This window comes from Streptomyces sp. x-80, from assembly GCF_046549095.1.
Lineage (GTDB): Bacteria > Actinomycetota > Actinomycetes > Streptomycetales > Streptomycetaceae > Streptomyces > Streptomyces celluloflavus.
This window is the reverse complement of the sequence record NZ_JAJPWM010000012.1, coordinates 199,745-214,700: the sequence shown is the minus strand read 5'-3', so window position 1 is coordinate 214,700 and position 14,956 is coordinate 199,745. Positions and strand designations below refer to the sequence as shown.

The window sequence follows — 14,956 nt, the reverse complement described above, 5'->3', positions numbered from 1 at the left end:
GAGCACGACTCCCGTCAGGGTCCGAGCACGACCGCCGACTCCGGGGGCAGCCACAGCACCCCGTCGTCGCCGGGGAGACACGGCGCCGGCCAGGCCGCCAGTGGGCGCAGGCCCGTGGCGCCGACCGGGACGGCGGCGGTGGCCCGCGACGCCAGGTTGACCGCCACCCGGACCGGACCGCGCCGCAACAGCAGCCAGCGGGCCCGCTCGTCGTAGGTGACCCGGGTGGCGGACGGGTCAGGATCGGTCAGCGCGGGGGTCGTGTGACGCAGTGCGAGCAGGGTCCGGTGCCAGGCCAGCAGCGCGGTATGGGGTTCGGTGGCAGGCTCGGCCCAGTCCAGGACGGAGCGGTCGCGGGTGGCCGGGTCCTGGGGATCGGGCCAGCCGTCCGACGGGTCACCCGGCGGGTCGTCACCCGCCGCCCCGCCACCGCTCGCGCCCCGCACCGCGCGTTCGTGGGCGGCGAACTCGCGGCGCCGGCCGGACCGCACCGCCTCGGCCAGCTCGGGATCCGGGTGGTCGGTGAAGTACTGCCACGGCGTCCGGGCCCCCCACTCCTCGCCCATGAACAGCATCGGGGTGAACGGCGAGCCCAGCACCAGCGCGGCGGCGCAGGCCAGCAGCCCGGGGGAGAGCCCGGCGGCGAGCCGGTCGCCGCGCGCCCGGTTGCCGATCTGGTCATGGGTCTGGGCGTAGGCCAGCAGCCTGTGCGCGGGCGTGGTCCGCAGGTCGAGCCGGTCGCCGTGGGTGCGGCCGCGGAAGCTGGAGTACGTACCGTCGTGGAAGAAGCCGCCGGTCAGCGTCTTGGCGACGGCGGCCAGCGGAGCGCGGGCGAAATCGGCGTAATAGCCGTGGGATTCGCCGGTGAGCGCGGTGTGCAGGGCGTGGTGGACGTCGTCGTTCCACTGCGCGTGCAGACCGTGCCCGCCGTGTGCGCGGGGCGCGGTGGTGCGCGGGTCGTTGCGGTCGGACTCGCCGATCAGGAAGAGCGGGCGTCCCAGCTGCCCGGCGAGCGCGTCCACGGCCGCGGACAGCTCCGCCAGGAAGTGCCGCGCCCGGCCGTCGTGCAGCGCGTGGACGGCGTCCAGCCGCAGCCCGTCCAGCCGGTAGTGGCGCAGCCAGCCGAGCGCGCTGCCGACGAGATAGCCGCGCACCTCGTCCGAGCCGGGGGCATCCAGGTTGACGGCCGCGCCCCACGGCGTGCGGTGCGTGTCGGTGAAGTACGGCCCGAACGCCGGGAGGCAGTTGCCGGACGGGCCGAGGTGGTTGTGCACCACGTCGAGCACGACCCCCAGACCGTGGCCGTGCGCGGCGTCCACGAACCGCTTCAGCCCGTCGGGCCCGCCGTACGGCTCGTGCACCGCCCACGGCGCGACGCCGTCGTACCCCCAGCCGTGGGTGCCGGGGAACGGGCAGACCGGCATCAGGGAGACATGGGTGATCCCCAGCGCGGCGAGGTGCGCCAGCCGCTCGGCGGCGGCGTCGAAGGTGCCCTCTGGGGTGAACGTACCGATGTGCAGTTCGTAGAGGACCGCACCGGGCAGCGGGCGGCCGGGCCACGGATGCCGCCAGGTGAAGCGGCCGTGGTCGACGACCGCGCCCGGACCGCCGGGCCCGTCCGGCAGACGGGCGGCGCGCGGATCGGGCAGCGGCGGTCCGCCGTCGAGCCGGAACGCGTAGCGGTCGCCGTCGCGGGCCGGCACCTCGGCGCGCCACCAGCCCGCGCGGGCGGCATCCCGCTCCATCGGGACCACCGGTTCGCCCGACCGGCCGCCCGCCCACTGGAGTCCGACCCGCAGGGCGTCCGGCGCCCACACCTCGAACAGCACGGCTGTCCTCCTTCGTCCTCGGTTCCGTCTTCGGTCTTCGTCTTCGGTCTTCGTCCTCGGTCCGCTCCCGGTGCCGGGTCCGCCGCCCGGCCCGTGGCCCCTGTTACCCGTCCCCCGAAGAAAGCACGCCGCCGCGCCGCCGGACAGCCCGACGCGGCGGCCGGTGCCGGACCGGCCCGCCGAGCGGTCCCGGCGGGACCGCGCCGCGGGCCCTCGGGCGCGCCCGCCCCCCTGCCCCTGGACCGGCCGTGGTGGACACCGGCTCGCGGGGCCCGGGAACTCACCGATACGACCTCGCCGGAGCTCCCCGCGTGAGCGGCGCGCCCGTCGCATGCCCGCCGGGAACGCGCCCCGGCCCGCCGCACGACGGCGCGGCACCGGGGCGGCCGTCCCGGACCGCCTTCCCGCGGCGGACGGAACTCATCCGCACACCCGACTCGCCCTTGCCGCGGCGAATGTGGACGGCCGGCGGGCCGAGGGCGGGCGCCCCGGGGGACGCCCCGCAGGGTGCTCAGCGCGCCAGGTCCGCCGCGGCCCTCCCGCGCAGCGGGCGGTCGCCCGAAGGGTGGGACGTCCACACCCCTTCGCCGTGCGTCAGTCCGGGCAACAGCCCCTCGATCTCCGGGACATGACGGGCCGCGAGCGCGCCGCTGAGCAGCCAGGAGTGCCGCCCGCCGGACGCCTCGCCGAGCTCCGCGCCCAGCGCGGCGAGCCGGGCGGTGACCGGGGCGAGCGCGTCGAGCGGCAGCTCGGCCTCGAAGGCGTGATACGGCTCGTGGACCCGGGTCCCGGCCCGGTGCAGCGCCCGCCGCAGCACGTCGGCGGTCACCGTACGGAAGTGCCCGGCCGTGCTGACCGGCCCGACGAAGCCGGAACGGGTCAGTACGACACGGCAGTCGGTCACCGCCCGGCCGTGCGGCCCGTCCCGCAGCGTCGCCAGGACGGTCTCCTCGACGGCCTGGTGGAAGCCGTGCGGGAGCGCGCCCAGTTCGGTCTCGTAGGCGAAGACCGGCCCCGAGTCGCGCGGCCCCGGCTCGACGCGCAGGCCGACCGTGGCCCACGGCCCGGTGTGGTTCCTCCTGGCGATCTCGTGGCACGCCTCGCCGACCCCGGCCGGGCGCTCCACACACACCACCCGGCTCGGCGCGAAGTCGGCCTCGACGCCGTACTCGTCGGCGAGGGTGGCGGCGATGATCTGCTTCTGGACCTCGCCGTGCAGCAGCACCGAGGTCGCGCCGTCGGGCGTGGGGCGGACGTGCAGCAGCGGGTCCTGGTCGGCCAGCGCCAGCAGCGCCGCGCGCAGGGCGGCGGCGCGCGCGGGGTGCCGGGCGCGGACGAGACTCTCCAGGGTGGGGGCGGGGAACAGGGCCGCCCCGGCGGGCCCGTGGGCGGCCGGGCCGGTGGGCGCGCCGTCCCCCACCGGCCCCAGGCGGTCGCCGGTACGGATACCGGGCACCCCGCGCAGCACCGCGATATTGCCCGCGGTGAGCGGCCCGTCGGTGCCGGGCTCCCGGCCGATGACGTCGAGCGAGGTGATCCGGCCGGTCAGCGCGGTGTGCGCGCCGTCCGCCGTGCGGCGGTGCAGCGCGATCTGCTGCCGGGCCCGCAACTGCCCCTGGAACAGCCGGACATGGGCCGTTCGCTCACCGTTCGGCGGCTGCTGGACGGCGAACACCGTGCCGTACGGTGCGCTGCCGGTGCCCACCGCGGCGGGCGGGATCAGCCGGACCATGCCCTCGACGAGCGCGCCGACGCCCTGCCCGCCGAGGGCCGAGCCGAAGTACACCGGGTACACGGTGGCGTCGGCGGTCCGGGCGGCCAGCGCGGTGCGCAGCAGCTCCGCGGTCGGCGGCGGCCCGTCGACCAGGCGTGCCAGGACCGTCTCGTCCGCCTCCGCGACCGTCTCGGCGAGCCGGTCGCGGACCGCCGGATCGTCCAGTGCGCGGACCGTCACCCGCGCCCGTGGCGTGCCGAGGTCCGCGACGTCCGTCATCGGGACGGCGACCGGGGCGAGGGTGCGGCGGATGTCCGCCAGCAGCGCGTCGCTCCGGGCCCCCATCCGGTCGACCTTGTTGACGAAGAGCAGCGTCGGCAGCCGCAGCCGCCGCAACGTCTTCATCAGCACTCGCGTCCTGGCCTGCACGCCCTCCACCGCGGACAGCAGCAGCACGGCGCCGTCGAGCACGCCCAGGGCGCGTTCGACCTCGGCGATGAAGTCGGAGTGCCCGGGGGTGTCGATGAGATTGACCTGGCTGTCGCCGACGGTGAAGGAGGCGACGGCCGAGCGGATCGTGATGCCGCGCCGCCGCTCCAGCTCGCCGGTGTCCGTACGGGTGTCACCGCCGTCCACACTGCCGAGACGGTCGATGGCGCCGGTGTCGAAGAGCAGCCGTTCGGTGAGGCTGGTCTTGCCCGCGTCGACGTGGGCGAGAATCCCGATGTTCAGGGTGTGCCGGACGCGGCGGGCGCCGCCCGCGTCGCGGGTGTCGTGGCGGGTGCCCGTGCCGGGGGTGTGCGGCCGGGCGGGGGCGTCAGCGCGGTGATCGGCGGCGCGCGGGGTGGTGTGACGGGGCTGCATGGGCGGTCGAGACCTCGAATACTGTCGTCCGGAAGGGGCGCTGAGTAATTCGGAGGTTTCGGCGCATGCGGTGCTCCTGAGGTCACGGTGATACGTACCCGGGCATGGTGTCAGGCGGTCACGGGGACGCAACCGATTTACCGCCGGACGGTCCCCGCGTGCCGCCGGTTGCCGCCCGCGGCCCCTCGGCGCACCGCCGTACGGATGGCCGCGGCGGGTGTCGGCGTGCTCCTGACCGCGGCCCGTGAACTCACCGGCCTGGACTGCGTCCCGTCCCCGTCGAACCGCCCCGGCACCGCGACATCACCGTCTTCTGCCGCGTCGAACCGACCGGGGCGGCGGCCGCGTTCACCGGGCTGCCGCGCGCGGCGGGTGACGAACGGGGCCCGCCGCCCGTCGGCTGAGCGCCGCTCACTCCGCCACGAACAGCGCCACCGGTGACAGCTCCAGCAGCTCGCGCACCCCCACCACCGCGCCGCCCGCCACCTCGCGGCCGGTCAGCAGATCGCGCCACGGGCCGCCGGGTGGCAGCCGCAGCGCCGTGTCCCACCAGCCGCCGGTCTCCACCAGGCGCAGCGACAGCCGGGTCGCCACCGTCACCGCCCGGCCGCTGCGGCAGAAGGCCACGCAGTGCTCGGCCGCCGGGCCCTCCGCGTGCAGCGGTGCGTAGGACGCGTCGGCGCCGAACCACTGCGGGTGCATCCGGCGCAGCCGCAGCGCCGCGGCCGTCAGGCGCAGCTTCTCGCCGGACAGATCGCGCGGCGCGGCCCCGCCGTCCAGCTCCGCGAGGAGTCCGGGCCGCAGCCGCGCGGGCCGCCGGTTGTCCGGGTCGACGAGCGCGGTGTACTCCCGTTCGCTGCCCTGGTAGACGTCCGGCACCCCCGGCATGGTGAGGTGCAACAGCGTCGCGCCCAGCACATTGGCGCGGACGAACGGGGCGAGTTCGTCGTCCAGCGCGGTGAGCGGCCCGGCCGCCGGGCCGCACGGGCCGCCGCGGACGAACTCCACCACGGCGTCCTCGTATGCCGCGTTCCGCTCGGTCCAGGAGGTGCGCAGCCCGGCCTCCCGTACGGACTTGAGGACGGCGGCCGCCACCCGCTCGGTGGCCGCCGCGCCGCGGGCGGACCCGGGCGGGCCGCCGTCCGCCGGGCCCAGCCCGAACGCGGTCTGCCAGGCCAGCCAGGACACCATCGCGTCCACCGGGACCGCACCGTCCGCCCCGGTCCCGCCGCCGCCCGCCACCTGGCCCAGCACGTCCCGCCACCGGTCCGGGCACTCCGACAGCACCGCGAGCCGGGCCCGCACATCGGCGCTGCGCTTGGTGTCGTGCGTGGTGAGCACCGTCCCGGTCGTCGGCCAGTCCCGCTGCGTCCGGGCGCAGAACGCGTGGAACGCCTCCGGGCCGAGCGCGGGCTCCCCGGGATCGCCGCCGACCTCGCAGGCCGGCAGCAGCACCGGATAGCGGTAGAAGGCGGTGTCCTCCACGGACTTGGCGTGCAGCGCGGAAGCGGTCTGCGCGAACCGCGCGGCGAACTCGGCGCAGTCCGGCCCGTCCCCGAACAGGCCGAGCGCCAGGTCCCGGACCAGATCCACCGCGTGCGCCTCCTCGGCCACCCGGAACGCGGTACGCGCCCGCACCGCGGCCTCGCCGAGCATCGCCGCGTCCTGCTCCGCCCGGTCCACGTCCGGCTCCGCGGCGTACGGGCGGTAGACCGGCAGCCGCACCAGGAGTTCGCGGATCGCGTGGCGCAGTGCCCAGGGGGCGTGGTCGCCGGGGTGCGGAACGCGTTCGCTGATCCGTGCCGCGGTCCGCACCAGCCGCTCCACCTCCGCGGCCAGCTGGTCCGTGACGACCTCGTACGCGGCCCGGCGCACCGTCTCCTCCCAGTCGCCGCCCTCGTCGGCCAGCGGGGTGACGAAGTCGCGGTAGTGGGAGAAGAGCCGGCCGGCGCCCTGCGGGCAGACGAACAACCCGTCGATGTGGCGCAGCGCGTCGTAGCCGGTGGTGCCCGCGCAGGCCCAGCCGGCCGGCAGCCGCTCGTCGCCGGTCAGGATCTTCTCCACGACCGTCCAGCGGTTGCCGGTGGCCGCGCGCAGCCGGGTCAGATAGCCGCCCGGGTCCACCAGGCCGTCCGGATGGTCGACGCGCAGCCCGTCGATGACGCCCTCCCGGACCAGCCGCAGCACCGTGCCGTGCGTCGCCTCGAACACCGCGGGGTCCTCGACGCGCAGGCCGATCAGCTCCGAAACGGTGAAGAAGCGGCGGTAGTTGAGCTCGCTGCGGGCCAGCCGCCACCAGGCGAGGCGGTACCACTGGGCGTTCAGCAGCCGCGACAGCGGCAGCCGCTCCGTACCGGGCCGCAGCGGGAAGGCGTGCTCGTGGTAGCGCAGCACCCCGTCCGCGACGCGGAAGTGCCGCGTCTCGTCGCCGAGCCGCCCGCCGAGCACCGGCAGCAGCAGCCGGCCGCCGTGCCCGGCGTCCCAGTCGATGTCGAACCACCGGGCGTACGGGGACGCCGGGCCGTTCTGCAGTACGTCCCACAGCGGCCCGTTGAGCGACATGGGCGCCGGTACGGCCATGTGGTTCGGCACGATGTCGACGATCAGGCCGAGCCCGTGCGCCTTGGCCGTCGCGGCCAGGGCCCGCAGTCCCCGTTCGCCGCCCAGTTCGGCCCGTACCGCCGCGTGGTCCACCACGTCGTAGCCGTGCGGGGAGCGGGGGACCGCCTCCAGCACGGGGGAGAGATGCAGATGCGAGACGCCCAGCGCGGCGAGATGCGGGACGGTCCCCGCGGCGGCGGAGAACGGGAAGTCCGGCTGGAGTTGCAGCCGGTAGGTGGCGGTCGGTGACGGACTCGATGGCTGCGTCATGGGAACACCCGTACCCCGCTGGCGGCTGGTTGCTTCATTCGAGTTGGTGTTTCCTCCGGGCCGCCGCGGCGGTGCGCGCGGCGGGCCCTGGCCGTGGCCACTACGCGGGCCGCGGGGAGGGCCGCTGGAGCACCAGCAGGCTGCGTCCGCAGAGCGTCAGCCGGTCACCGGCCTTGACCTTGGCACCGCCGCCGCGCGCCGCGGCCCGCGGCCGGTCGGTGTCCACCACGACCTGCCACTGCCGGCCGTGCCGCGCCGGAACCGTGAACTCCTCCTCCTGCTCGTGCGCGTTGAACATCAGCAGGAAGGAGTCGTCGGTGATCGGCTCGCCGCGCGGCCCCGGCTCGGAGATCGAACTGCCGTTGAGGAAGACCGTCAGCGATTTGGCGTGCACGGACTGCCAGTCGCGCGGCCCCATCTCCGCACCGCCGGCGGTGAACCACGCGATGTCCGACAGCTCGTCACAGGCGCCCTCCGCCGGATGGCCCTGGAAGAACCGCCGGCGCCGGAAGACCGGATGGTCGCGGCGCAGCCACACCAGCTGCCGGACGAACTCCAGCAGCTCCTGCTCCTCGTCCGCCGCCACCGCCGCACCGGCCCCGTCGGCTTCTTCGGTCCCGTCGGTTCCCTCGCCCTCATCGGTACCGGCCGTTTCGGTGGCCCGGTCCGGCCAGCGCACCCAGGACACCTCGTTGTCCTGGCAGTACGCGTTGTTGTTGCCGCGCTGGCTGCGCCCGAACTCGTCGCCGTGGCTGAGCATCGGCACGCCCTGCGACAACAGCAGCGTGGCGATGAAGTTCCGCATCTGCCGGGCCCGCAGCCGCCGCACCGACGGGTCGTCGGTCGGCCCCTCCGTCCCGCAGTTCCACGACCGGTTGAAGCGTTCGCCGTCCCGGTTGTCCTCGCCGTTGGCCTCGTTGTGCTTCTCGTTGTACGCGACCAGATCGTGCAGCGTGAAGCCGTCGTGGCAGGTCACGAAGTTCACCGAGGCGATCGGCCGCCGCCCGTCGGCCTGGTAGAGGTCCGAGGAGCCGGTCAGCCGCGACCCGAACTCCGCCAGGGTGCGCGGTTCGCCCCGCCACAGGTCCCGCACGGTGTCCCGGTACTTCCCGTTCCACTCGGTCCACAGCGGCGGGAAGTTCCCCACCTGGTAACCGCCCTCCCCGAGGTCCCACGGCTCGGCGATCAGCTTCACCTGACTGACGACCGGATCCTGGTGCACCAGATCGAAGAACGACGACAGCCGGTCCACCTCGTGGAACTGCCGGGCCAGCGTCGCCGCCAGATCGAACCGGAAGCCGTCCACCCGCATCTCCTGCACCCAGTAGCGCAGCGAGTCCATCACCAGTTGCAGCACCTGTGGGCTGCGCATCAGCAGGGAGTTCCCGGTGCCGGTGGTGTCCGTGTAGTAGCGCCGGTCGTCCGACAGCCGGTAGTACGAGGCGTTGTCCAGGCCCCGGAAGGACAGCGTCGGACCCAGATGGCTGCCCTCGGCGGTGTGGTTGTAGACCACATCGAGAATCACCTCGATACCGGCCCGGTGCAGCGCCCGCACCGCCGTCTTGAACTCCAGCACCTGCTGCCCGCGGTCGCCCCAGGACGCGTAGGCGTTGTGCGGGGCGAAGAAGCCGATGGTGTTGTAGCCCCAGTAGTTCGTCAGCCCCGCGTCCACCAGTCGGTGGTCCTGGACGAACTGGTGCACCGGCATCAGCTCCAGGGCCGTGACCCCCAGCTTCGTCAGATGGTCGAGGATCGCGGGGTGCGCCAGCGCCGCGTAGGTGCCGCGCAGCTCCTCCGGCAGCTCGGGATGGCACATCGTCAGGCCCTTCACATGGGCCTCGTAGAGCACCGTCTCGTGGTACGCGGTGCGCGGCGGGCGGTCGTCGCCCCAGTCGAAGTACGGATTGACGACGACCGAGGCCATGGTGTGCGGCGCCGAGTCCAGGTCGTTGCGCGTCTCCGGCCGGCCGAAGTGGTAGCCGTAGACCGCCTCGTCCCAGTCGATCCGGCCGCTCATCGCCCGCGCGTAGGGGTCCAGCAGCAGCTTCGCGGAATTGCAGCGCTGCCCGCGCTCCGGCTCGTACGGCCCGTGCACCCGGAAGCCGTAGCGCTGCCCCGGCATCACCCCCGGCAGATAGGCGTGCCGTACGAAGGCGTCGGTCTCGCGCAGCTCGACGGCGGTCTCCGAACCGTCGTCGTGCAGCAGACTCAGCTCGATACGTCTCGCGGCTTCGGAGAACACCGCGAAATTTGTGCCCGCCCCGTCATAGGTGGCACCCAGCGGATACGTCTGTCCCGGCCAGACCTGCATGCGTAGACTCTTCCACTCTCTCGGCGGGGGCTGCGGCGACTCCACGACACGCGTCCGCGGACCGAATCGGAATCTTTCCCCAACCTCTCGAACACAGTGGGACCTTCGCGAGATATTCGCTGAAAGGTGGGCAATCTGTCGCCATGTCGGATCGTCCTACCGGGGGATCGGGCGAAGGCCATCCCCACCTACAGCACATACGAGCCGGTCACCAGTGACAATCCGGCCAGCCGCGGACCGGCGCCGGTGCGGGCGCCCGCACCCGGGTCAACGGCGGGCCTGTGGACCACCCCCTCGCGTGGGGTGCCGTCCGTCACCCGCACCGGCCGCCGGCGCGGGCCGGAAACCGGTGCCGGACCACCGGCGGGGCCCCCGGCGGGTGCCGCGTGGCGGCACCGCTATGAATCCGCTCACTCCGCCCGCACGGTCCGGGCGCAACCGGCACCACGGGCAAGGGGAGTTGGCAGCCGACTCGATCCATCCTGCTGCACCGCCTGCCGCGCCGCAGTAGTCTGCCTTGATCGTTGGCACGGGGGTTCGGAAGGCGGTGGCGGGTGAGCGGCGGGCTGGAGTTGCCCCCTGGTGGCGAGGGTCACGAGGGCCATGAGGGCGGCTCCGCCGACGCACCGCCCGGCGCGGTGTCGGTGGCGCGCCCCCTGGAGATCGGCGCCGAACTCGACTGGGGTGCCGACGCCTGGACCGAGGTCCGCACTCGGGCCCGGCGGGCCGGCCGCGCCTACATTTGGCTGAATCTCGTCGAGCAGCGGCTGCGGGCCGTCGTCTCGGCCGTCCTGCGCCCCGTCTACGAACCGGTGCACGGCGACGAATGGGTCATCGCCGCGGCCGGTCCCGCCGGCCAGGAGTGGGTGCAGCGCGCGGTCGCCGTCCGCGAGGTCAGCCGCCGCAAGGGTTACCTCCTCGACCCCGCCGACGACAACATCGTCAGCTTCCTGACCCTGCCCCAGCTGCGTGAGCTGATGGTGCAGCACTGGCCCTGCTTCGAGCCGTACTTCGACGACCGCCGCGATGTCGAACTGGCCCTGGACGAGCTGGAGGTCGCCCGCAACATCGTCTCCCGCAACCGGGCGCTGTCCGAAACGGTCCTGGCCCAGGCGGAGCGCGCCTCGGCCCGGCTGCTGGACATATTGGGCTCCGGCACCGGCACCCGCACCTCCGGCCGGCTCCCCATCGACGCCGTGGAGGACCTCGTCGGCGACCGCTACGCCGATGTCGTCGGCGTCCACTCCGACCGGGTGCGGCTCCAGCGCCAGCTCCCCGCGGAGGACCTCTTCGGCGGCGCCCGCCGCCTCGACGCCGTGGGCATAGGGCTGAACCTCCTCGTCCAGAACTACTCCGGCCGCCGCCTGGTACGGCTCGCCGAGTCCGGCTGCCGCGTCCGGCTGCTCTTCCTCAACCCCGCCAGCAGCGCGGTCCGCCGCCGGGAGCGCGAAATCGGCCTGAAGAAGGGCGAGATGAGCCGCTCCATCGAGATGAACATCCTGCACATGCGGCGGGTGCGGGCCCAGCTGCGCGACCCGGGCGCCTTCGAGATCCAGGTCTTCGACGAGACGCCGCGCTTCACGGCCTACCTCGTCGACGGCGACGGTCCCGACGGCCTGGCCGTCGTCCAGTCCTACCTCCGCAAGAGCCGTGGCATGGAGGCCCCGGTCCTCGTCCTGCGCGGCAGCGGCCGGGCGGTGGTCCGGCAGGACGGCCATACGGGGCGCGACGGCGAGCACGGCCTCTTCGAGACGTATCGCGAGGAATTCGAGAGCGAGTGGGCCGACTCGCGGCCGGTGTCGTAGCGGCGGGCGCCCCGCGGTGCGGCGCCGGGCGGGACAGCGCCGCACCGTCCCGGCCGGCCGCTCGGTGCGCGCCGGTTACGACGTACCGGTGATACCGCCGTCGACCCGCAGCTCGATGCCGTTGACGTAGTCGGCGAGCGGGCTGGCCAGATAGGCGACCGCGGCCGCGATGTCCTGCGGGCGCCCCAGCCGCCCGGCCGGGATCGGCGCGTACTCCGCGACGAGCTCCGCTGCCACCGGTCCGGGCCCGGACCGGACCGGCGTACCGGACCCGGTCACCGGTCCACGCCCGCCACCGCTCTCCGCCACGTCCCTCGCGTCCGCCATACCCATCTCGCCCATCTCGCCCAGCTCGTCCGTCTCATCCGCCTCGTCCGCAGGGCCGTGCGCCGCTGCCGCCCGCTCCTCGAACATCCGGTGCAGCGACGGCGTGCTGATCACGCCTGGGCTCACACAGTTCGCGGTCACCCCGGTCCCGGCGAGGTGCCGGGCCAGGCTCGTGGTCATGTTCACCACGGCCGCCTTCGCCGCCGAGTACGTGACCATATGGGGCAGCGGGGTCCGTACGGCCCGGCTGCCGATGGTGATCACCCGGCCCCAGCCGTGCGCGCGGAGCGACGGCAGCAGGGTCTGGGTGACCCGTACCGTCGGCAGGACGTTCCCCTCGAACGCGGCCCGCCAGTCGGCCGGCCGGGCGCTGTCCCAGTCGTGCTCGGCGAACGGACCGGCGTTGTTGACCAGAATGCGCGCTCCGAAGTCCCGTGCGGTGAGCGCGACCTGTTCGGCGACGCCCGGCTCGGTCAGATCGCCCAGCACCACCTCCGAGCGGACGCCGCGGAGCGTGACCCGCTCGGCGACGGCGGCCGCGGCCGCGGCGTTCCGCCCGTGGACGAGGATGTCGCACCCCTCGCCCGCCAGCGTCTCGGCGATCGCCGTCCCGATCCCCGAACTGCTGCCCGTCACCAGCGCACCGTGTCCTGCCAGCCGTAGGTCCATGGCGGCCAGCGTAGGGGCGCTCGGCGGAGCGGGGCGGGGGCGCGGCGACGGTGACCGGTTCGCGTCGGCCGGGCCGGTGGGGACGGGCCTGACCGGACGGTGCCGGGACGGGGCGGTACGGGGTCTGCGGGGCCGGGCCGGTGGATTGTCAGTGGCGCGTGGGAGAGTGGGCGAGCAACGGGGGACGCACCACCGAAGGAGGCCGCCATGAGCTGGCATCAGGAGCTGCTGGTCAGCTTCGACCTGGAGACCACGGGCACCGACATAGAGCGGGACCGTATCGTCACCGCCGCGCTGCTCCGGCTGGAGGGGGACGGCCGGGCGGTGGACAAGCGGTCCTGGCTCCTCGATCCGGGCGTGCCGATTCCCGAAGAGGCAGCGGCCATTCATGGCATATCGACCTCATATGTCCGAGAACACGGCAGTTCGCCGGTGACCGCGATAGAGGAGATCACCGAGGCGCTCGCCGAGGCCCTGCGCGCGGACATCCCGCTGGTGGTGATGAACGCGCGGTACGACCTCTCGCTGCTGGACCGCGAATGCCGGCGCCATGGCCTGCGGACGCTGTCCGAGCGGCTCGGGCACACCCCGGCGCCGGTCGTCGATCCCCTGGTCCTCGACAAACACGTGGACCGCTACCGCAAGGGGAAGCGCGCGTTGCAGGCCCTCTGCGAGCACTACGGCGTGCCGCTCGACGCCGCGCACGAAGCGGGCGCGGACGCGGCGGCCGCGGCCGGGGTGGCCCGGCGCATCGGGGAGAAGTACCCGGCCGTCGCGCTGCCCGCACCCCGCGCGCTGCACGCCCTTCAGGAGACGGCGGCGGCCGGCCAAGCCGCCTCGTTCCAGGCGTATTTGCGGCGCTCCGGTGATCCGCGGGCGAGCGTCGAGGGGGCCTGGCCGCTGATCCCGTACCAGCCCTGAGCCGCGGCGGACACAGGGGTGGGGGAGGGGTTCAGGGGCCGCCGTTCAGAACGGGTACCACCGCACCGTCGCGTCCTTCTCGCGCAGTGAGGCGATCCGGCGCCGGAACTCCTTGAGGGCCGCCGGATTTCCGGGGGCGTGCTGGGAGACCCAGGCGCAACTGGCCGTCTCCCGGGAGCCGCGCAGCACCGCGCAGCCCTCCCAGTCCCGTACGTCCCAGCCGTAGACCGACACGAAGGTGTCGTACGCGTCCGCCGGCAGTCCGTAGCGGTCCCGGCTCAGAGCCATCACGACGAGGTCGTGTTCGCGCAGATCGGAGGAGAAGGTCTCCAGATCGACCAGCACCGGCCCGTCGGGGCCGATATGGACGTTACGGGTCAGCGCGTCGCCGTGGATGGGACCGCGGGTCAGATGCGGCTCCAGCGCGGTCGCGGCCAGTGCGAAGGCGTCCCGCCGCCCGCGCAGATACTCCGCGTCCTGCGCCGACACGGCGTCGCCGGCCAGCCGCAGCCAGCGCTCGACGCCGTCGAGCAGCTCGCGCCGGGGGAGTGCGAACGGCGGTTCCGGCAGGGCGTGCACGAGCTTCAGCAGCGCGGCGAGATCGCCCGGCCCCGCGGGGCGGACGGGCTCGGGCAGCCGCTGCCAGTACGTCACGGGATGCCCGTCGACCAGGGTGGCCACCGGCTCCGCGGCCCGTACCGCCGACACGCCCTCGGCGGCCAGCCAGTGGGCCACGCCCAGCTCCCGCTCGGCGCGCGCCAGCAGCTCGGGGCTGCGGCCCACCCGTACGACCGGCCCGTGGTCGCCGAGGGCGAAAACGGCGTTCTCGCCGAGCGAGAGCAGCTCGGCGTCCGCCGCCGCCCCAAGATGCCCGGCCGCGGCCAGGACGTCCCGGGCGCGCGCCTCCGTAAAGGCGCCGTAGCTCGGTTCGGTCATCGTGCTGCCTCCTGCGGTGCGTGGACGCGACCAGTGTCTCAGGTACGCGATTCCGCCCCGGTGGGGAGACCGGGGTGGGGAGACCTCGGTGGGAAGACCCCGGTGGGGAGATCGGGGTGCGGACCGGTGGGGTGGGGGTCTCCACGCGCGGGCAGCGGGGTGGGGCGCGAGCCGCCACCGACTCTTCGACACCGTTTCACGGGCAAGATGCGGCGTCGATCGAGCCGCGAACCCGTACTTACGGATCTGGTTACTGGGGTCGGCAGCGCTGGCCTGTTCGCCAGTTCGCGGTGGCGGCGGCGATGACGGTGCCCAGCCTGTCCCGGGCGTCCACCAGATCGCCGATCCGGCTGTCGATGCGATCCCGTTCCGCCGAAAGCCGGTCGAGCAGCTCCGGCGTGGCCTCACCGTCCACGACACACGGCAGCAGATCCGCGATCGACTTGCTCGGCAGCCCGGCGGCGTACAACTGCTGGATCAGCTGGACACGGTCGACCGCGCCGTCCGGGTACTGCCGCTGGCCGCTGGGGCTGCGTTCCGAGGCGAGCAGGTTCTGTTCCTCGTAGTAGCGCAGCGCCCGAACGCTGACGCCCGTCCTGGTGGCGAGCTCGCCGATACGCATCATGTCTCTCCGATGTGAGCCGGACAACACTTCTTGCCTCTGACGTCAGCGTCAGGTTTTAGCGTATCCCGCGACGGCTCACCCCCT

Annotated in this window: 9 protein-coding genes; 2 read left to right on the top strand and 7 right to left on the bottom strand. The window is 74.0% G+C overall.

What is annotated here, in order from left to right:
* Positions 1 to 14: 14 nt before the first annotated feature.
* The 4 genes from treZ to glgX all read right to left on the bottom strand — a co-directional run bounded on the left by treZ (position 15) and on the right by glgX (position 9,589).
* Entirely contained in the window at positions 15 to 1,829 is a 1,815-nt protein-coding gene (treZ, locus tag ACLJWH_RS24870; protein ID WP_411143947.1) for a malto-oligosyltrehalose trehalohydrolase, read from the bottom strand.
* 511 nt (positions 1,830 to 2,340) lie between these two features.
* A complete protein-coding gene (gene otr(A), locus ACLJWH_RS24865) occupies positions 2,341 to 4,407 on the bottom strand; it encodes a tetracycline resistance ribosomal protection protein Otr(A) (protein ID WP_411143946.1) in 2,067 nt (688 codons plus the stop codon).
* A 411-nt stretch (positions 4,408 to 4,818) separates the two neighbouring features.
* On the bottom strand, positions 4,819 to 7,278 hold the full coding sequence (gene treY, locus ACLJWH_RS24860; protein ID WP_411143945.1) for a malto-oligosyltrehalose synthase: 2,460 nt from the start codon (positions 7,276 to 7,278) through the stop codon (positions 4,819 to 4,821).
* A 100-nt stretch (positions 7,279 to 7,378) separates the two neighbouring features.
* Positions 7,379 to 9,589 carry a glycogen debranching protein GlgX gene (glgX, locus tag ACLJWH_RS24855; RefSeq protein WP_411143944.1) on the bottom strand — a complete coding sequence of 737 codons (2,211 nt, stop codon included), beginning with the start codon at positions 9,587 to 9,589 and terminating at the stop codon, positions 7,379 to 7,381.
* A gap of 554 nt (positions 9,590 to 10,143) precedes the next feature.
* On the opposite strand from glgX, the gene ACLJWH_RS24850 reads away from it, so the two are divergent.
* On the top strand, positions 10,144 to 11,394 hold the full coding sequence (locus ACLJWH_RS24850; RefSeq protein WP_411143943.1) for an SAV2148 family HEPN domain-containing protein: 1,251 nt from the start codon (positions 10,144 to 10,146) through the stop codon (positions 11,392 to 11,394).
* A gap of 75 nt (positions 11,395 to 11,469) precedes the next feature.
* Here the strand turns inward: ACLJWH_RS24850 and ACLJWH_RS24845 are convergent, their stop codons facing one another.
* Positions 11,470 to 12,390 (bottom strand): SDR family NAD(P)-dependent oxidoreductase, encoded by a 921-nt coding sequence (locus tag ACLJWH_RS24845; RefSeq protein WP_411143942.1) that lies wholly within the window; start codon positions 12,388 to 12,390, stop codon positions 11,470 to 11,472.
* A gap of 207 nt (positions 12,391 to 12,597) precedes the next feature.
* On the opposite strand from ACLJWH_RS24845, the gene ACLJWH_RS24840 reads away from it, so the two are divergent.
* Positions 12,598 to 13,311: a 3'-5' exonuclease gene (locus ACLJWH_RS24840; protein WP_411143941.1), complete on the top strand. Its 714-nt coding sequence runs from the start codon at positions 12,598 to 12,600 to the stop codon at positions 13,309 to 13,311.
* Between the two features lie 45 nt (positions 13,312 to 13,356).
* Here the strand turns inward: ACLJWH_RS24840 and ACLJWH_RS24835 are convergent, their stop codons facing one another.
* Both ACLJWH_RS24835 and ACLJWH_RS24830 read right to left on the bottom strand, forming a co-directional pair.
* Positions 13,357 to 14,247: an aminoglycoside phosphotransferase family protein gene (locus ACLJWH_RS24835; protein ID WP_411143940.1), complete on the bottom strand. Its 891-nt coding sequence runs from the start codon at positions 14,245 to 14,247 to the stop codon at positions 13,357 to 13,359.
* Between the two features lie 250 nt (positions 14,248 to 14,497).
* Positions 14,498 to 14,869 carry a MerR family transcriptional regulator gene (locus ACLJWH_RS24830; protein WP_411143939.1) on the bottom strand — a complete coding sequence of 124 codons (372 nt, stop codon included), beginning with the start codon at positions 14,867 to 14,869 and terminating at the stop codon, positions 14,498 to 14,500.
* Positions 14,870 to 14,956: the final 87 nt, after the last annotated feature.